Source organism: Agarivorans sp. TSD2052 (genome assembly GCF_023238625.1).
In the GTDB taxonomy this organism is placed as follows: Bacteria; Pseudomonadota; Gammaproteobacteria; order Enterobacterales; family Celerinatantimonadaceae; genus Agarivorans.
In genome coordinates, this window is sequence record NZ_CP096670.1 from 2090296 (window position 1) to 2110217 (window position 19922).

Below are 19922 nucleotides of genomic sequence, written 5' to 3' on the forward strand. Positions count from 1 at the left end.
TGTATTCAAAATTTACACAAGGATCGTATATGAGACGCACATTAGCAGTTAGTCGCGTAACAAAAGTATTAGGGATAACACTGCTTCCACTATTGTTGTTAAGCGGTTGTGATAATGCACCACCTCCCGCTCCCGAAGTTAAAGCTAAAGTTAAAGTACTTGAAGTGGCGATGGAAGAAGTTACTCCAAGTAACGAATTTGTCGGCCGTAGCCAAGCCACCCAAGATATTGCTTTAAAATCTCGAATTAGAGGCAATCTGTCTACAATGAATGCAGAAGAGGGTAGCATTGTAGAAAAAGGCGATCTTCTCTTTGAAGTGGACCCTGAGCAATACAAGGCAGCAGTGCGTTCTTCTCAGGCTTTTGTTGCACAAGCTAAAGCAGCCTACGACACTGCAGTTCTTAACTTTAAACGAGGTGAAGGCCTCATTAAAGACAACTTTATTAGTCAATCAGACTACGACAATTTACTGTCAAAACAGTTGCAAACTAAAGCTGCTTTGCAGAGCGCTAATGCTGAATTAGACAATGCAAAATTAGAGTTAGGTTATACAAAAATTTACGCTCCTTTCACCGGACGTATTAGCCGAGCTTCAGTGTTTACTGGCGACCTGATTACGCCAGAACAAACAGTATTAGCTAACTTGGTCCAAATGGAACCAGTGTGGATTAACTTCCAACTACCAGAAAAAGTGATCATTGAAGCTCAGCGAGCGCATAAATCAGTGACTACACCATTTAAATTAGCCGATTTTCCGGTCAAAATTCGCTTCCCTGATGGCAGTATATTTGATGAAACGGGGAGAATGGACTTTGTAGATAACCGAGTTGATGCCACCACTGGTACCTTAGCTATTCGAGCAGAGTTTCCAAATAAAGAACATATTATTGTACCGGGCTTATATGTCACAGTGATTATTGAATCGCCAGACAAACAAGAAGTAATGCTCATTCCTCAGCGAGCCGTTCAAGAAGACCAACAAGGTCGCTATGTGTTAACTGTGGAAGACGACATGGTTAAACGTAAAAATGTTGAACTAGGCCAACGCTATGGCATTGACTGGGAAGTGAAGAAAGGGCTTGAAAAAGGCGACTTGATCATTACTGAAGGTCTACAAAAAGCCCGTTTAGGGGCTGAAGTAGAACACGAAATGGATACGATACAACCATTCTCTGATACGCAATCTTAAGGAGTCGGTGATGATTAGTAAGTTTTTTATTCATCGACCTAAGTTTGCCTTTGTTATTGCAATAGTAATAACACTGGCTGGTTTTTTGTCGATCCCGGTGCTGCCGGTCGCGGAGTTTCCCAATATATCTCCACCAATGGTTTCAGTAACGACAAGCTACCCCGGCGCTAGCGCTGAAGTGGTTGCCGATACTGTTGCAAAGGTGATTGAAGCCGAAGTAAACGGCGTTGAAAACATGATCTACATGGAGTCAAAGGGCGCGAACGATGGTAGTTATACCCTCAACGTGACTTTTGAAGTGGGAAGTAATGTAGATATGGCTCAGGTAAACGTGCAAAACCGTGTGCAACAGGCTATGCCGCGTTTACCTACAGAAGTACAACGTAATGGGGTCAAGGTCGAAAAACAAGATCCTAATATCTTGATGATGCTTAACCTCGTATCACCTAATGAAAGCTTAGATAACTTATTCCTCAATAACTACATGGGGATTAACATTAAGGATAACTTAGCGCGCGTTAATGGCGTCTCTAAAGTGAGTATTATTGGTGGCATGGATTACTCTATGCGGATCTGGCTAAATCCCGATCGAATGACCAGTTTAGGGGTGACTGTTGATGATGCTATTGGGGCTATTCAGGAACAAAACATTCAAGTAGCTGCTGGTCGTATTGGTGCCGCGCCGGTACCGAGAGATCAACAATTTCAATATACCTTATCAACTAAAGGTCGATTGAGTCATCCCGAAGAGTTTGAAGAGATAATTATTCGCTCTAACCCAGATGGTAGCGCGGTTTACCTTAAGGATATATCAAGAGTAGAGTTAGGCGCTGCAAGTTACGATGCAGAAGCGATGTTAGACAACAAAGCGTCTGCTTTATTGTTCATATATCAAGCTAGTGGAGCAAATGCACTCGAAGTAGCGAAAGGGGTTCGTGATGAAATAACCCGCTTAGGTGAGCAGTTTCCCGAAGATATGGACTACAAAATTCTCTACGATACTACGGAATTTGTAGAAACTTCAATCGACGAAATGCTTGAAACTTTATTGATAGCAGTAGCTCTGGTTATTTTTGTTGTTTATATCTTTTTACAAGATTTTAGACAAACTCTGGTGCCAGCAATTGCTATACCGGTTTCTCTAATTGGTACCTTTGCATTCTTACTTGCTACTGGCATGAGCATTAATACGGTGTCGTTATTCGCCTTGATCCTTGCGATCGGTATTGTGGTTGATGACGCCATTGTGGTGGTTGAAAACACCACACGATTAATGCAAGACGAAGGTTTGAATGCCGTAGACGCTACCACCAAATCAATGCAAGAGGTTACTGGACCCGTAGTTGCTACTACGTTGGTATTGTTAGCTGTGTTTGCACCCACCGCGGTAATGCCCGGTATTACCGGCCAAATGTACGCGCAGTTTTCAATTACCATTTGTATCTCGGTACTAATTTCGTCGGTAAACGCCTTAACTCTAAGCCCAGCCTTGTGTGCGTCATTACTTAAGACTCCAAAAGTGCATGAAAAAGGTTTTCATGCACTTTTCAATAAAAACTTCGATAAGGTAACGAATAAATACACTGGTTTCGTTTCCGGTATGGTGAGAAAACTGTCGATAGTTGGGGTTGTTTATGTCTTATTGATTGGCGCGACCGGTTACTTGGCAACCTCATTGCCATCTGGCTTTGTACCTACCGAAGACAAAAAAGCCTTTTTCATCGATGTTCAACTTCCCAATGGTGCTTCGATTAACCGTACCAAAGATGTTGTCGCACGAATGGTAGATGATCTGAATAAACTCGATGGGGTAACTAATGTTATTTCGGCCAGTGGTTATTCGATTATTTCTGGAGCCGTTTCATCTAATGCTGGCTTAATGGTTGTTATTTTGTCTCATTGGGATGAACGTACCGATCCAGCGCTGGTAGAAGATCAGATATTACTTCGCGCTAATGGTTTGTTAGCAAGTTATGGTGATGCCCAAGCAGTAGGCTTCTCGTTACCGGCTTTACCTGGTGTTGGTACAGTGTCTGGGGTTGAGTTCTTTATTCAAGATACTTTAGGCCGCTCACCAGCCGATTTGGCAGGTGTGATGAGAGCGACTGCCGTTGAAGCGGGTGGAGCTCCTGAATTAGCCGCTGCGTTTAGTACTTACCGCGCTGATGTACCACAGTTATTCGTTGATGTAGACCGCCAAAAAGCGAAAGTACAAGGGGTACAGCTTAGCAGTATATTTACGACCTTGCAGACCATGCTTGGGTCAATGTATGTCAATGACTTTAACCGTTTTGGTAAAGTGTTCCGTGTGAATATGCAAGCTGAAACTGAATTTAGAAACTCAGAACAAGATATTGCTCGTTTCTATATTCGTAATAAGTTTGATGAGATGGTGCCATTAAATACCCTCGTAACGGTAGAGCCTAAACTGGGCCCTGAATACATCAACCAATTCAACCTGTACGGTGCGGTTAAGATGAATGCGTTCCCAGCACCAGGTTTTAGTTCTGGGCAGGCGATTGACGCGGTAAAACGCATAGCGGAAACAACTTTTCCAGCAGGGTATACCTATGAATGGTCAGGTCAAACCTATCAAGAGTTGAAAGCCGGTAACTTAGCGCCATTAATCTTTAGCTTAGCGCTTATCTTCACTTACCTATTCCTAGTCGCCCAGTATGAAAGCTGGACAGTGCCTATTTCGGTTATGCTTGCCGTACCCATTGCGATATTAGGCGCATTTATCTACATTTGGATAATGGGCTCAGATGTCAATTTGTATACTCAAATTGGACTGGTGTTACTGATAGGTTTAGCCTGTAAAAACGCGATTCTTATTGTTGAGTTCGCTAAACAATTACGTGAAGGCGGATTGAGTATTCGTGACGCTGCTGTTAAAGCGGCTCGTTTGCGTTTCCGAGCGGTATTAATGACGGCATTTTCGTTTATTTTAGGCGTAATTCCTTTAGTTATTGCTACAGGTGCTGGTGCCGCGAGCCGCATATCCTTGGGTTACGCAGTGATGGGCGGGATGATCGCTGCAACCATTGTGGGCACCTGTTTGGTTCCGGTATTTTATGTCATGCTTCAGGGCTTACGAGAAAAAGCTAAAGGCATTAAAGATGCTGAAGATAAGTAATTTGCCATCGGTATAAAATGTAAAAAGCCCGATTTATCGGGCTTTTTTTATGGGCAAACAAACCTTTAGTTTATTGCTCGGGGTCAAAGAAGTAACAGCAACGAAGTTTAGCATCGAAGTTTTTGGTCAAGGAACTAGGAATATCCTCCCACCTGACAGTCTTAGTTATGCTTGTATCAACCTTGCTCAGATCTAGCAAGTTAGAATTATCAAAACTTTTACCGTTTTCTAGCAGTAAAACTCTGGGTTTTAGTTTTTCTTTGGGGTTGCTGGACATCACCATGCCGTACGTTTTGTTGGATAAGCTAACTAATGATCCTGGTGGGTATATACCAAGGGTTTTCATTAGTTGCTCCAAATACATTTTATTAAATTTGGTCGTGGCGCTTTTATACAAAAATGCGAACGCTTCTTGTGGCGTCATACTTTTTTGCGAGGGTAAGGGGGAGCAAAGGTGTTCAAAAGTGTCTACAACAGAAAGTAATTGCGTTGATTTGTCTAGTGCGTTGGCCTTCAAGCCTTTGGGGAAGCCACTACCATCTAAACGTTCATGGTGGTTCATTACCATTGGTATTATTTCATCTGGAAAAGAACCCGCTTTTTTTATCAAATCGATACTAAAGTTTGGATGTGTTTGATAAAAGTTTTCTTCTGCTTTGGTCCAAGCGCTTGGCTTTCTTCTAATCTGCTGAGGAACCTTAAGCTCACCGATATCATGCACCATTGCCGCTATACATAGATATTGGCATTCCTTTTCTGTAAAACCACTACTTTTCGCCACTAACACCGCCAGTACAGCTACATTGATGCTGTGGAAAAAAATATCTTCGTTACTACTCGGTTCAAGACTGAGGAAGACACTGTGAGCAGAGGTAGATTTGAACATTAATTGGACCGTGTGATTTACCTGTTCAAAAATACTATAGTAAGCTTCTTCTGGTTTACTAGTGAATTTGGCTAGGGCTTCTCTAAATTTGTCGGCACTTTGTAAATAGCCTTTATTGGCGCGTTTTTGGCTATGTCTTAATTCATCTAACCAAGCTTGCTCGTTATCTACCGGCACTTCAATCTCGGGGGCTTTATCTACGCTCGTCGTGTCGACCTGTTCTACCTCAACACTGGATTTATTCGGCACAACGGTTATCGACTCTAAGCCCAAAGATCTAATAACGGTGAGTTGTTCAGTGTTTTTTATCTTGAAGCTATTGCGCATGAACGGATGAGCTGTCCAGCCAATAGGTAAACAAATGTAGTGGCCTACTTTTAGCGCATTGATGGGGATTTCGATTTTAGACATAAGCCAAATTAGTAAATTCCTTTTGATAAGTGTAGTTAATTACTTGGTCTATATACAATATTCTTTTTCTAGAACAAGTCGCTTACCTCACTTATTAGCGTTACAATTTAGCTACATCACTAAATACGCGCCTCTCATTAGCGTGTTCAAAAATATAACGCACAAAAAATGAAAAATAGAGAGATTACTTTAGCAATAACAGGAGCTTCAGGTGCGCCTTACGCGGTGTGTTTATTGGAGCAATTAGTTAAAGCCAATTATAAAATACATTTATTAATTTCTAGCGCGGCAAAAGTTGTCATTGCCACGGAGTTAGGAGAGCAGTGGCCAGGGGGGAGTCAGGCTGAACCATTTCTGAAGGAGCGTTTTAATGCTCAAGCTGGACAAATCTTGGTGCCAGGAAAGAACGATTGGTTTTCTCCGGTTGCTTCTGGCTCAGCGGCTCCCAAATTTATGGTGATATGCCCATGTAGCATGGGAACTCTGGCATCTATAGCCATGGGCTTGTCTGATAATTTAATTGAACGGGCTGCAGATGTGGTTATAAAAGAGAAAGGGCACTTAGTGCTCGTTCCTCGAGAAATGCCATTTTCAGCGATTCATTTAGAAAACATGTTGAAATTAGCCAAGCTAGGGGTAGATATTCTCCCTGCGTGCCCTGGCTTTTACCACAAGCCTACGACTATAGATGAATTGGTCTCGCATGTGACCTCGAGGATTCTAGATCATATCGGAGTCGAAAATGATTTGGTCAATCGGTGGGGCTACGCGGCAAACTAAAAGACAGGTGGATTTATACCCACCTGTTTTGTGGCTAATCTTCTTTGTTAGGGCACTGTTCTTTAACGCAGGTGCCATAGAGGTATAAGCTATGGTTGGTGAGTTTTATGTTGTTTCGAGCAGCAATATCTTTTTGTTTCTGCTCGATGGTCTCATCATTAAATTCGATCACCTTACCGCAATCCAGACACACCAAATGATCATGATGGTGCTGACTATTTAATTCAAATACCGACTTCCCACCTTCAAAGTGGTGTCGAGTAACAATGCCAGCATCGTCAAATTGGTTCAGAACTCGATAGACTGTCGCTAAACCAATTTCTTCACCTTGTTCTATGAGAAGCTTATACAAATCTTCAGCACTGATGTGTTGATTATTTGGGGTCTGTAGTAGCTCTAGAATTTTCATTCTAGGTAAGGTTACTTTCAAACCCGCTTTCTTTAGTGCTTGATTATTATCAGACATAGGTGACTATTTATCCCTTGCTGTTATTGATTCCATAACTGCCCGATAGTATACGGACTTAGCTTGCAAACTCAAAGCCTCAACAGAAAACTTGTAGCTTAAGCGATTTTTTATTAACCTATATTTAACAAATCGGACCAGTTGGTATTATGGATTTCTATCTAAAGCACGCAAGAGTCACTAAAACGGTACTTAATCTCTGGCCTCCATTTTGGGGGGCGGGTATTAAGATGACCAAATTATCGCCTAACTTTGATTATTGTGAGGTAAGGCTGGCATTTAGATGGTGGAACAAAAACGCTAATCGCTCTCAATTTGGTGGGGCGATATTTTCGATGACCGATCCTATTTACCCGCTGCAACTAATGGCGATTTTAGGTAAGCAGTATCATGTATGGGATAGCGAAGCGGCTATTAAGTTTATTAGCCCCGGTAGGGGTAAGGTGTATGGCAGGTTTACCCTAAGCAAGCAGTTCGTAGAAAATGTTAAAGCTCAAACCGCCCAAGGAAGTAAATATCAACCAAAAGTATCGGTAGAAGTAGTTGATGAACATGGAAAACTGATCGCTGTCGTTGAGCGAACATTATATATTCGCCTAAAAAGGCAGTACCGACCCGTTTTAGACAATGTCGCTTAACTTACTGGATAAGTGACAAGTTTTGCTTGTAGCGTTCGATGACTTTAATCACGTAGTTTTGTGTTTCGGGGTAGGGGGGGATTTGAAACCCGTATCGCTTAACGGTATTTTCGCCAGAGTTGTAGGCCGCTAAGGCTAGCTGTAAGGATTCAAATTCATCTAATAGCCATCTCAAATAGCGACTTCCTGCTTCGATGTTTTGTTCAGGAATAAATGGGTCGCTGACAGAAAAGCGCTCTGCTGTCGCTGGCATTAGTTGCATTAAACCCATAGCGCCAGCTTTGGATACAGCATTTTTTTTATAGTTTGATTCCGTGGCAATAACTGCATGGATAAGAGCGGGGTCGAGCTTGTGGCGTTTAGCGATGTCATTGATCATTTGGTGGTAGGGACGGTCGCTAGGCAAACGTTGTGATTTTTTTGACGCTTTAGGTTCGTTTAGAGATTTTGGTGTCCGCATCAAAAGGCTCCATTTAGCGCCTTTTTTTTCTTGAGCAAAATGCATTACGCCGTGTTGATCCTGATAGAACCATACGTCGGCGTAACTGTTGCCTGCAATGCTTAACAGAACTAGCAATATAAACTTATGCAATATTTGTAACCTCTAAGCTAAGTTAAGCATATACGCGGCCAACTTCGCTAGCAGTAGACAAAAAAATTGGGCTCACGCCCAATTTTTTAGTCAGCCAGTTCAGCTAAACACATTTCTTCATAAACTTGCTTACACCAATCTTTTACTCGCTCTTGGGTTAACTCTGGCTGTCGGTCTTCATCTATACCTAGACCAACGAAGTGCGCATCGTCAGCTAAGGCCTTTGACTCTTCGAAGTCGTAACCTTCGATTGGCCAGTGACCGACCACTGTCGCGCCTTTATTAACGACTATGTCATTTATCGTACCCATCGCATCTAAGAAGTATTCAGCGTAATCTTCTTGATCGCCACAGCCAAAGATGGCTACCAATTTTTCTGAGAAATCGATTTGCTCAAGATCTGGGAAAAAGTCGTCCCAATCACATTGAGCTTCACCGTAATACCAAGTAGGAATACCCAACAATATCAATGAAAATTCATCAATATCTTCTTTTGATGACTTGGCAATATCTTTCACTTCTACCAGTTTTTTTCCCAGTTCTTTCTGGATCATTTGGGCTACGGCTTCTGTGTTGCCAGTATCGCTACCAAAAAATATTCCTACGCTCGCCATAAAATTCACCTGTATTACAAACTATTGATTTGTTGAAAATTGAGTAACTTGTTCATGTAACATCTTTTCAATCAGCTCACTTCGGCTGATGCCCGATGCTGTTGCTAACTGATTGAGTGTTTCGAAAAGCTGCTGTTCAACTTTTAACTCGATTCTTTTAAGCCCATTCGCACGATCTCGTTTAAGTTGATTTCGTTTATTGGCTTTTAGTTGATCTTTACGCTCCAAAGGATTGGTTCTAGGTCTACCAACTCTTTTTTCACTTGCGAATAGATCAATAGTAGTTCGATCTGTATTTTGTTTTGCCATTAATTCTGAAACAACCGTTTAGCCTAAACCATTGCCTTCCCAAGACAATTGAATTAGACCTTTTGCAATAAAGCCTGCACATCCCAAAAATAGTACTAGCCAAACGATAGCTCGGCCAAAAGCGGGGACATTGCCTTTTTTTAGTACGTCTTGAATAGCCATGCCGATAAAGAAAAACAGAACCACAAAGCCGATATTAAGGGCAAGGCTTTCTATTAAATCAATATGCTTAGCGAACATCACTATCCTTGAGAGAAAAATTCGTCGCGCACTATACCATAAAGCATCGACAGTTGTTAAATATGGGCGGCTAAAAACTGCTCAGTCAAACGATTGAAAAGTGCCGGTTTTTCAGCATGTAGCCAATGTCCTGTGCCAGCGATGACTTTTAAGCTGGCATTCGGAAATTGCTGGGCAACTTGGGTTTGGTAATCTGCCACAATATAATCTGACAGTTCACCTTTTATGAACAAACAAGGCTTGCTAAAAGACTCTCCTGCAGACCAGTCAATGATACTTGAATAACAGGCGTAAAGTTTTTCTACGTCAAAAAGCCAGCGCCATTGCCCGTCGACTTTAGTTAACGACTTTAATAAAAATTGGCGAACGCCGGGTTCTACAATGTGTTTTGCCAAACATTTGTCCGCTTCAAGCCGACTGCTAATAGTGCTCGGCTGAAAGCTCATCAACCCCGAGAACACGGCTGTATGGTTGTGCTGGTAACTGACTGGTGCTATGTCTGCCACCACTAAGGTGCTGATTAAACCGGGGTATTGCTGGGCTAAAGCCATGGCAATTTTCCCCCCCATAGAGTGACCGACCACGGCGCATTGATCTATAGCTAATTCTTCACATACGGCTTTGACGGCGGCGGCCTGCGTTCGGTAAGACATAGAGTTAGAGCGGGGGGATAGGCCATGATTTAACGCATCTATACTAATGACCCGATAGCCAAGTTGTTCTAAATGTTTAGCCAGCAGGCCTAAATTGGATAAGCTGCCGAAAAGGCCGTGAATTAACAAAACAGGGTAACCGTTACCATGTTGTTTGAAATGCAGATTCAATGCTCGGTCTCCGAGTGAAATGTGTTGGCTAGTTTGCATTTCATCAATCTGTTTCACAAGCTTGATAAGCAATAATTACGTGCAAAAAAGCAGCTTTTAGTGAGCTTGTTCATGATTGTTGGTGAGTTATCAACGTTGCTATGTATAATATTTGGTTATATTAGTTAGGGCGCAATACGAAAAGTGACGATGAAAACGATAGAGATTGAAGAAGACTTGTATTTATACATTGCTGGACAAACTAAGCATATAGGTGAAAATGCATCGGACATTTTGCGCCGCTTGCTCAACGTTGATGGTATACAAACACTCGATGAGCCTTTAGTTCCTCCGCTTATAGAACAGCAAGAACAAGAAGACGAAACGGTTAAACTGGAGTCGACCATGACTTCAGTACCTACTGATTTTGCTAATTTATTGAATAAATTTGATTTTGATAAAATAGCGGTTGAATCAAGCTCGACCAAACGTTTTTTAGTTATCTTATCGCAACTTTATCATGTCGACAGTCAGCGGTTTATCAAAGCGTGTGTCATTAAAGGCAGCAAACGAGAGTATTTCTCTCAAAGCAAAGAGGCTTTACTTGCGTCCGGAAAAACAACTAAACCCCAGGCTATTCCAGAAACACCTTTCTGGGTTATCACTAATACTAATACCGCCCGTAAGCGCTACATTCTTCAACACGTAGCCAGTGAAATGGGTCTAGAACAGTCGCACATAGACCGTCTTTGTGAAGCAGTGTAATAAATTTTATTTAACTTTAACTTAAGCATCGGAGAAGCTATAAATGGCTATTCATCCCCTAGCAGGAAAGCCAGCTCAGGCTGAGCAACTTGCCAATATTCCTCGTTTAGTCGCGGACTATTATTTATTAAGCCCTGACGTAAGCATACGTGAGCAACAGGTAGCATTTGGTACTTCAGGCCACCGCGGCAGTTCAAGCCAACGTGCATTCAACGAAAACCATATTTTGGCAGTGAGTCAGGCAATTGCAGAGTATCGTTTAGCACAAGGTACCACTGGTCCTCTTTATATTGGTAAAGATACTCACGCCTTATCAGAACCTGCTTTTTGTTCTGCGATAGAAGTATTTGCAGCAAATGGCGTTGAAGTTCGCTATCAAGAAGGTTTGGGATATACCCCTACACCGGTTATTTCCCATGCTATTTTGGCTTACAACCGCTTAGGTAAAGAACAAGCCGATGGTGTAGTGATTACTCCTTCTCATAATCCACCTGAAGATGGTGGCTTTAAATACAACCCGCCAAACGGTGGTCCAGCTGACAGTGATGTCACCAAAGTTGTACAAGACCGTGCCAACGAAATTCTTGCTAATGGGTTAAAAGAGGTTAAACGTTTAAGTTACGACCAAGCGATTAAACTGCCTTCTATTGTAGCTATTGATTACATTAAACCTTACGTAGATGATTTAGCTAACGTATTGGATATGGACGCGATCGCTAAAGCTAAAGTCAAAATTGGCGTTGACCCACTAGGCGGAAGCGGTATTGCATACTGGCCAGTGATTGCTGAAACCTATGGCTTAGACATTGAAGTTGTCAACGATCGTGTTGACCCGACTTTTTCATTCATGACGCTAGATAAAGATGGCAAGATCCGCATGGATTGTTCATCACCTTATGCCATGGCGAGTTTGATTGCGTTGAAAGACAAGTTCGATGTCGCTGTCGCTAATGACCCCGATTATGATCGTCATGGTATCGTGACTCGCAGTAGTGGATTACTCAATCCAAACCACTACTTAGCGGTTGCTATTAACTATTTGTATTCTCACCGTAAGGGCTGGCCAGCAGAGGCCGCAATTGGCAAAACCTTAGTATCTAGCTCAATGATCGACAGAGTAGCGGGTAGCTTAGGCCGTGAACTTAAAGAAGTTCCAGTTGGCTTCAAGTGGTTTGTCGATGGTCTGTTTGACGGTAGCATCGCCTTTGGTGGTGAAGAAAGTGCCGGAGCCTCTTTTTTACGAAAAGATGGTGGTGTTTGGAGTACCGATAAAGATGGGATCATTTTGGCGCTATTAGCCGCTGAGATTATTGCCGTAACCGGAAAAGATCCAGGCCAACATTATCAAGGTTTTGTTAGTCAATTTGGAGAGCCTTGCTATAAACGTATCGATGCTCCGGCAACGATTGAACAAAAAGCGGTATTAAGCGCCTTAGATCCTGCGATGGTTGAAGCTGAAAGCTTAGCGGGTGAAAAGATCATCGCTAAACTCACTTCTGCGCCAGGCAATGGCGCTGCAATTGGTGGCTTAAAAGTGGTGACTGAAAACGGCTGGTTTGCCGCTAGGCCTTCAGGTACTGAAGCGATTTATAAAATTTATATGGAAAGCTTTAAGGGTGAAGAGCATTTAGTTCAGATAGAACAAGAAGCGCAAACAATTGTTTCTGCAGCTTTAGCAAAAGCTGGACTATAATTTAAACGGACAAGTTAAGGGTATTGAATAAATACCCTTTTTTTGTGCATAGATAACTCCTGAAAACGTATGCCAACTGCTTTAAATTGCAAGTTCTGTAATAATTTTGTTACAAATTGACTTTAATTTGGTAGTTGTTCAGTTTTTGTATCGAATGGCGTAAAAGCCCCGTTTTAATTGATTGTGATCAATAATGGTGGCGGTTTTTCCATGAAAGCATTTTCAAGGGCTGGGCTTTTGATGGGTTTTCTTTACACTTCGTTTCAGTTCTTTGAGTGAAATTGTATTTTCTTATGAAAATGCATAAAAATTTAGTCTTGAGAGAGGCTTTTTTACCTAAATGTGATGTAGAACGTATATAATGTCGTTCCGCATCGGTAACATGAGCTCGGATTTTTGAGCACATACGATCTTTAGTAGTATTTGCTGATCGGTTAACCAACAAATACTACGTTTGAAGATGTCACCACAAAGGTTAGATACAAAGGAAATTGACATGGCCGCTAAAAAGGCAAAAGCAAAAAACGCACTAGCGTTATCGAAAGTTGAGTTTAAAGATTCAATTATTAAACACTTGCGCAGTACTCACGGTACTGATGAAGGACGTGCTAACAACCAAGCTTGGTGGAAAGCAACGTGTTCTGCAGTAAACGAATTAGTGTTTGATCGTTTAACTGAAACCTCTAAAGCAAATGCAGAAAACGATTCTCGTGCTGTACATTACTTTTCTTTAGAGTTCTTGATGGGTCGTTTAACTATAAACAACCTTCACAACGTTGGTGTTTTTGATGCCGCTCGTGATGCACTTACCGATTTAGGTAAAGACATTAACGACATCTGTGACGAAGAACCAGATATGGCTCTTGGTAACGGTGGTCTAGGTCGTCTAGCTGCTTGTTTCATCGATTCTTTAGCCACTCTTAACTACCCTGCGGTAGGTTACGGTATCCACTACGAGCACGGTTTATTCCGTCAAGAAATTCAAGGCGGCCGTCAAATCGAACGCCCTGATAGCTGGCGCGAATACGGCAACCCTTGGGAAATTTGCCGTCCAGAATCAATTCAAGAAGTACCACTTTACGGTTATGTAGAAACTGTATTTGGTGAAGATGGCAAAATGCGTAAAGTTTGGCACGCGGGTCGCCAAATTAAAGGTGTGCCATGGGATATCCCAGTAGTAGGCTACGAAGCCAAAACGGTAAACGTATTACGTTTGTGGGAATCTAAAGCGGCTGACTTCTTTGACTGGGACGTATTTAACGCCGGTGGTTATGTTGATTCTCAAGCTGAGAAATCACAAGCTGAAGCAGTATCTAAAGTACTTTACCCGAACGACGAAAGCGAACAGGGTAAAGAACTTCGCCTTATCCAACAGTACTTCTTCTGTGCTTGTTCACTAAAAGACATCATTCGTCGTTACAAACGTAACCACAGCGATTTCTCTCAGTTCTCTAAGCAAGCTGTAATCCAGTTGAACGATACTCACCCAACTGTCGCTATTCCTGAGTTGATGCGTATTCTTATCGACGAAGAAGGTCTAGTTTGGGACGACGCTTGGAAAATCTGTACAGAAACTTTCGCCTACACTAACCACACTCTATTGCCAGAAGCATTAGAGAAATGGGCTGTGTACTTGTTCGAAAAAGTACTTCCTCGTCACCTAGAAATCATTTACGAAATCAACCGTCGCTTCTTAGAAGACCAAGTTGAAGCTAAATGGCCTGGCAACGATAAAATGAAACGTCACCTTTCTATCATTGAAGAAGGTGAAACTCGCATGGTTCGCATGGCGTACCTATGTGTTGTGACTTGTTTCAAAACTAACGGTGTTGCAGCAATGCACTCAGAGTTGGTTAAAGAAGATCTTTTCCCAGAGTTTTACGAACTATGGCCTGAGCGCTTCGTAAATGTAACAAACGGTGTAACTCCTCGCCGTTGGTTGCTTGCATGTAACGAACAGCTAGCTAAGATGTACGACAATACTGTTGGTACTGACTGGCCGCGTAAATTAGACGAGCTAAAAGGCGCTGCTAAGTTTGCAGATGACGCTGAGTTCCAGAAAAACTTCATGGCGATTAAACGCGAGAAGAAAGTAGAACTAGCTGACAAAATTGAAGAGCTATGTGGCATCAAAGTAAGCCCTGATGCAATGTTCAATGTTCTTATTAAGCGTCTACACGAGTACAAGCGTCAGCACCTTGCATTGCTACATATCCTTGCACTTTACCGTCGTCTACTAGAAAACCCAGATTATGATATGGGCCCACAAGTATTTATCTTCGGTTCTAAAGCTGCGCCTGGTTACAAGCTAGCTAAAGACATTATCTACGCGATCAACAAGGTTGCAGATAAAGTTAACAACGATCCACGCATTAAAGACAAGCTAAAAGTTGTTTTCATGCCTAACTACCGTGTAACGCTTGCTGAGAAACTATTCCCAGCAGGTGATGTATCTCTGCAAATTTCTACCGCAGGTTACGAAGCATCAGGTACTGGTAACATGAAGTTTGCCCTAAACGGTGCCCTAACTCTTGGTACTCTTGATGGTGCGAACGTTGAAATCGCAGAAGAAGTTGGCGACGACAACATCTTCATCTTCGGTCTAAACTGTGACGAAGTTAAAGCGCTTAAAGCTGCTGGTTACAACCCATGGGATTACTACTACGGTAACCCAGAGCTTAAAGCTGTTCTAGATTGGTTAGAAACAGACTTCTTCACGCCTGGTGCTCCTGGTGAGCTAGCTTCAATCAAGCACAGCTTGCTAGAAGGCGGTGACCCTTACCTAGTATTGGCGGACTTCGAATCTTTCACTACTGAGTACGCAGCAGTTGACGCGACTTACCGTGATCAGAAGAAGTGGGCTAAGATGGCTATCATCAACTCAGCATCAGTAGGTAAATTTAACTCTGACCGCTCAATTGAAGATTACGTAGAGCGCATCTGGCATCTTGAAAAAGTAGTGCCAAACTAAGCGTTTTTAACGATTAGTTCGCGATAAAAAGGGAGACTCTGTCTCCCTTTTTTTATTGCTTAAAAACCAGCATACTAGTCCTTAAAATTTATACATCGAAGGGCAAGATGTGTCACAAGCAACGCTAATCCAACAGGGTCTTCTGCAATTCACCCTAAATGCACCCGAACACGCTAAGCCATTTAGTTTTAGCCTTGGCACGGATATTCAGGTCAGTTTATTGGCGACAGGGGTGATGTTATTCGAACCCTTAAAGGAAGCGAGCAGGGCGGTTGTGCTTTCAGCGGGTATTCATGGCAATGAAACGGGTCCGATAGAATTACTCGATCAATGGGTTACAAAAATACTTAAGCAACAAGTAAGATTGTGTCAGCCATTACTCATTATTCTTGGCAACCCTCCAGCCATGATAAAAGGAAGCCGAGAGCTAAGGCTAAACCTCAATCGTTTGTTTATCGGCCAGCATAAAAAATATGCAGCTTGTTACGAAGTGGCAAGAGCCCAAGAGCTAGAACAGATACTGCTGTTGTTTTATCAGCGTTATCTTGGCCTACCAGCCTTCCATCTTGATTTACATACTGCTATTCGTGCTTCTCAACATGAAAAGTTTGCTATTTATCCGTTTACGCACGGCCAACCTTGGAAACGTACGAGTTTAGCTTTGTTACAAGCTTGTGGCGTTGACTGTGTGTTATTTTCAAACGAACCCGCTCCCACCTTTAGTTACCATTCTAGCTTTAATCATAATGCAGTGGCATTTACAGTTGAATTGGGCAAAGTACAGCCATTTGGTGAAAATAATCTGGCAAAATTTAGTGAGCTAAACAGGGTTTTCGACACCTTGCTGGCGGAAAAGGATTTACATGAGTTTGCCTTTAAGGCCGAACAGGCCAAGTTGTATCAAGTCAGCGATGTTATTAACAAAACAGATCCCGACTTTTCATTTAGTTTTAGCCAGCAACAGGCCAACTTTAGCGAATACCCCAGTAATTATCGATTAGCGCAAGATGGCTGTAACGAGATTTACGTTAAAGATGGGCCTAAAGCAATTGTTTTCCCAAATGAAAAGGTAGCCTTGGGGCAACGTGCGGTGCTATTAGTGAAAAAAATGACGGCTAAGGAAATTGAACTCGCAGTAAGCAGTCAACAACTCGTTTAAATTCTCTAGGCAAGTACAACAAGGGCTGTGCTATTAATCACAGCCCTTTAGCGATTAATGTTAACTTCATCCTTGTTGTTCAAGGCTAAATACTGTCAAAACACCAAATTCTAGTACAACCATTCGTTAGCATTAAAATCATGTAGCAGCAGGATTTCACGTGATATAATCGTCCCAATTTTAACACCTTAGAGTGGGACAATGGATTTATGATCCCGAAGTTAAACCCTCAGAATTCTCTAGAATCACTGTATGTTGATTACCTAAATAAGCTTGAGCAATCTCCTTTCACCGGTGAAATTAGTACCACTTACGCTAGTCGCCTAGCGGTAGCTACAGACAATTCGGTATATCAATATTTACCACAAGCTGTCGTTTTTCCTAAAAGCAGCGCTGATATCAAACAGCTTTGTAGATTAGCATCAGCTTCAGCATTTGAGTCTATTAAATTGACTCCTCGCGGCGGCGGCACGGGTACTAATGGACAATCTTTAACTGAAGGTATTGTCGTAGATCTGTCAAAGTTTATGCACAGAGTATTAGAGCTTAATGTAGAAGAGCGTTGGGTTCGAGTTGAAACAGGCATTGTTAAAGACCAGCTAAATGCCGCTCTTAAACAACATGGGCTATTTTTCTCACCTGAACTATCAACCAGTAACCGAGCAACATTGGGTGGTATGATTAATACCGATGCTTCCGGACAAGGCTCATTGGTTTATGGTAAAACCAGTGATCATGTGTTGTCCTTAAAAGCGGTGTTGGCGAGTGGCGAAGAATTGGATACCGGTGAGTTGGCTCTTGATCAAATAGATCAGCAGCGCCATTCCTTAGGGGGTATCTATGCAGCAGTTAAACATGCCTGTGTAAATCAACGTGATTTAGTGGAACAGAAATTTCCAAAATTGAATCGATTTTTGACAGGTTATGACCTGAAAAATGCCTATAACCCAGACAAAGACAGTATTGATTTAACCCGCATTTTGTGTGGCTCAGAAGGTTCGCTTGCCTTCATCACCGAAGCTAAGCTGGACCTCACAGAGATCCCTAAGTTTCGAACCTTAGTAACGGTAAAGTACGATTCATTTAATTCGGCTTTACGTCATGCACCCAGTTTGGTTAACGCTCGCGCTCTTTCAGTAGAAACTATCGATTCTAAAGTACTTAACTTAGCCCGCAAAGATGTTGTTTGGGATAGTGTCAGCAATCTAATAAGCGATGTTGCTGAGCATGATTTACAGGGGATTAATATTGTCGAGTTCGCTGAAAATGATGAAGTCCTCCAGAATGAAAAAGTCTCGTCTTTATTAAACACATTGTCTGATAGCAATATTTTGCAGTTAGGCGTCATCGGCTTTCAGCATTGTGATGACCTAGCGAGTATCAACGCTATTTACAACATGCGCAAAAAAGCGGTTGGCCTTTTGGGTAATACCGAAGGTAGTGCAAAACCGGTGGCCTTTGCTGAAGATACTTGTGTACCACCTGAGAACTTAGCCGACTACATAGTAGAATTCCGGGAATTACTCGATTCAAATGCACTGCAGTATGGGATGTTTGGCCATGTTGATTCTGGTGTACTACATGTAAGACCGGCACTTGACTTGTGCGACCCTGAACAAGAAATACTGATGCGTGAGATATCAGACCAAGTGGTTGCACTCACAGCAAAATATAAAGGCCTTATGTGGGGTGAACACGGTAAGGGCTTCCGCTCTGAATATAGCCCAGCGTTTTTTGGCGATGAGTTATTCGCCGAGCTAAGGAAAATTAAAGCGGCATTTGATCCTCACAATCAAATTAATCCGGGAAAAATATGTACCCCGTTACATAGTAAAGAATTATTAGTCTCTGTAGACGGTACAAAACGTGGTGAGTATGACCGAGCAATTGCCATTGAAGTGCGAGATAGCTACAAAAATGCAATGGAATGTAACGGTAACGGCTTATGTTTTAACTACGATACTAGCAGTCCGATGTGCCCTTCTTTTAAAGCAACCGGTGATCGACGCTATTCTCCTAAAGGTCGTGCAGGCTTAATGCGCGAATGGCTGAGGCAATTGGCGGCGCTTAAAATAGACCCCTTAGCTCAAGAGCAAAAAATCAATTCAAGCTTTATTTCTCCTGAAAGCTTCTTACTAAAAATACGTAATAGTATTGCTAAGTCTAAAGGCGAGTACGATTACAGCCATGAAGTTTACGATGCGATGCAGACCTGTTTGGCCTGTAAGGCATGTACTACAGGATGTCCGATTAAAGTGGATGTCCCGACTTTTCGCTCGCGCTTTCTAAATATTTACCACGGCAGATATTTGCGTCCCTTAAAAGACTATTTTGTTGCTTATGTTGAAAGTTACGCTCCACTAATGGCAAAAGCACCACGCCTATTTAATACCTTAATGGCCCCACAATGGGTAAATGGTTTAGTGACAAAAACCATTGGCATGGTCGATATACCAGCTTTGAGTTTTCCTACTTTAGCGCAACGAGTACCTGAAAGTTTAAGCTCTAAATATGACTATAAAGCCTTACAAGCTTTAAGCGATGAACAGAAACAAAATACGGTACTCATCGTTCAAGACCCTTTCACAACATTTTACGAAGCTGAGTTAGTCGCAGACTTCATTGATTTAGCGAAGAAATTGGGCATTACACCAGTACTGTTGCCATTTAAGCCCAATGGCAAGCCACAACACATTAAAGGCTTCCTGAGTAAATTTAATAAGTCTGCACAAACCAGTGCCGCATTTTTAAATCAAGTCGCAGAACTAGGGATAAAAATGGTTGGGGTTGAGCCCGCCTTAGTGCTGTGTTACCGCGACGAGTACAACCATGCCTTAGGTGATAAACGTGGTGACTTCGAAGTACAAGTAGTTCAAGAGTGGCTAGATTCACTCACCCCTCAGCATGTTGAATCACAACAAGTGAGTGATACAGAGGCCTGGTATTTATTTGGTCACTGTACTGAGAAAGCCTTAAAAGCAGACGCCTTCAAACAATGGCAACATGTTTTCAGCCGCTTTGGAGCTAAACTCGAAGATGTCGCCGTGGGGTGTTGTGGTATGGCTGGAACTTACGGGCATGACGCAAAACAATATGAAACGTCTAAGGCTATCTACGACTTGAGTTGGAAGCAGAAAATGGCCAGCTTACCGCCAGAGCGTTGCATGGTGACTGGTTACTCGTGCCGTAGCCAGGTAAAACGGCTAGAGGGGACAAAGCCTAAACATCCACTACAAATATTGTTGAGCTTACTGCCTTGAGTATTTGGA

At 42.3% G+C, this 19922-nt stretch carries 16 protein-coding genes; 9 read left to right on the forward strand and 7 right to left on the reverse strand.

Features of this window, described 5'->3' with window-relative positions:
• The first annotated feature begins 29 nt into the window (after positions 1-29).
• A complete protein-coding gene (locus M0C34_RS09440) occupies positions 30-1190 on the forward strand; it encodes an efflux RND transporter periplasmic adaptor subunit (RefSeq protein WP_248715374.1) in 1161 nt (386 codons plus the stop codon).
• Positions 1191-1200: 10 nt separating this feature from the next.
• Positions 1201-4326: an efflux RND transporter permease subunit gene (locus M0C34_RS09445; RefSeq protein WP_248715375.1), complete on the forward strand. Its 3126-nt coding sequence runs from the start codon at positions 1201-1203 to the stop codon at positions 4324-4326.
• A gap of 70 nt (positions 4327-4396) precedes the next feature.
• Here the strand turns inward: M0C34_RS09445 and M0C34_RS09450 are convergent, their stop codons facing one another.
• Positions 4397-5623 carry a cyclic di-GMP phosphodiesterase gene (locus M0C34_RS09450; protein WP_248715376.1) on the reverse strand — a complete coding sequence of 409 codons (1227 nt, stop codon included), beginning with the start codon at positions 5621-5623 and terminating at the stop codon, positions 4397-4399.
• 168 nt (positions 5624-5791) lie between these two features.
• Between M0C34_RS09450 and M0C34_RS09455 the strand changes: the two genes are divergently transcribed.
• Positions 5792-6403, forward strand: coding sequence for a flavin prenyltransferase UbiX (locus M0C34_RS09455; RefSeq protein ID WP_248715377.1), 612 nt, complete (start codon positions 5792-5794; stop codon positions 6401-6403).
• Positions 6404-6437: 34 nt separating this feature from the next.
• Here the strand turns inward: M0C34_RS09455 and fur are convergent, their stop codons facing one another.
• Positions 6438-6869 (reverse strand): ferric iron uptake transcriptional regulator, encoded by a 432-nt coding sequence (gene fur / locus M0C34_RS09460; protein ID WP_248715378.1) that lies wholly within the window; start codon positions 6867-6869, stop codon positions 6438-6440.
• Between the two features lie 149 nt (positions 6870-7018).
• Between fur and M0C34_RS09465 the strand changes: the two genes are divergently transcribed.
• Positions 7019-7507 carry a DUF4442 domain-containing protein gene (locus M0C34_RS09465; protein ID WP_248715379.1) on the forward strand — a complete coding sequence of 163 codons (489 nt, stop codon included), beginning with the start codon at positions 7019-7021 and terminating at the stop codon, positions 7505-7507.
• 1 nt (position 7508) lies between these two features.
• Here the strand turns inward: M0C34_RS09465 and M0C34_RS09470 are convergent, their stop codons facing one another.
• The 5 genes from M0C34_RS09470 to M0C34_RS09490 form a co-directional block, all read right to left on the reverse strand.
• Positions 7509-8099, reverse strand: coding sequence for a lytic transglycosylase domain-containing protein (locus M0C34_RS09470; RefSeq protein WP_248715380.1), 591 nt, complete (start codon positions 8097-8099; stop codon positions 7509-7511).
• An 86-nt stretch (positions 8100-8185) separates the two neighbouring features.
• A complete protein-coding gene (fldA, locus tag M0C34_RS09475) occupies positions 8186-8713 on the reverse strand; it encodes a flavodoxin FldA (RefSeq protein ID WP_248715381.1) in 528 nt (175 codons plus the stop codon).
• 21 nt (positions 8714-8734) lie between these two features.
• Positions 8735-9022: a LexA regulated protein gene (gene ybfE, locus M0C34_RS09480; protein WP_248715382.1), complete on the reverse strand. Its 288-nt coding sequence runs from the start codon at positions 9020-9022 to the stop codon at positions 8735-8737.
• 18 nt (positions 9023-9040) lie between these two features.
• Entirely contained in the window at positions 9041-9262 is a 222-nt protein-coding gene (locus M0C34_RS09485; RefSeq protein ID WP_248715383.1) for a DUF2788 domain-containing protein, read from the reverse strand.
• Between the two features lie 56 nt (positions 9263-9318).
• Complete coding sequence (locus M0C34_RS09490; RefSeq protein WP_248715384.1) at positions 9319-10143, reverse strand: alpha/beta fold hydrolase; 825 nt, start codon at positions 10141-10143, stop codon at positions 9319-9321.
• Between the two features lie 132 nt (positions 10144-10275).
• On the opposite strand from M0C34_RS09490, the gene seqA reads away from it, so the two are divergent.
• The 5 genes from seqA to ydiJ all read left to right on the forward strand — a co-directional run bounded on the left by seqA (position 10276) and on the right by ydiJ (position 19913).
• Positions 10276-10830 (forward strand): replication initiation negative regulator SeqA, encoded by a 555-nt coding sequence (gene seqA, locus M0C34_RS09495; RefSeq protein WP_248715385.1) that lies wholly within the window; start codon positions 10276-10278, stop codon positions 10828-10830.
• Between the two features lie 43 nt (positions 10831-10873).
• Positions 10874-12523, forward strand: coding sequence for a phosphoglucomutase (alpha-D-glucose-1,6-bisphosphate-dependent) (pgm, locus tag M0C34_RS09500; RefSeq protein WP_248715386.1), 1650 nt, complete (start codon positions 10874-10876; stop codon positions 12521-12523).
• 496 nt (positions 12524-13019) lie between these two features.
• Entirely contained in the window at positions 13020-15494 is a 2475-nt protein-coding gene (locus tag M0C34_RS09505) for a glycogen/starch/alpha-glucan phosphorylase (RefSeq protein ID WP_248715387.1), read from the forward strand.
• Between the two features lie 109 nt (positions 15495-15603).
• Positions 15604-16653 (forward strand): succinylglutamate desuccinylase, encoded by a 1050-nt coding sequence (gene astE, locus M0C34_RS09510; protein ID WP_248715388.1) that lies wholly within the window; start codon positions 15604-15606, stop codon positions 16651-16653.
• A gap of 209 nt (positions 16654-16862) precedes the next feature.
• Entirely contained in the window at positions 16863-19913 is a 3051-nt protein-coding gene (gene ydiJ, locus M0C34_RS09515) for a D-2-hydroxyglutarate dehydrogenase YdiJ (RefSeq protein ID WP_248715389.1), read from the forward strand.
• The last annotated feature ends 9 nt before the right edge of the window (positions 19914-19922 follow it).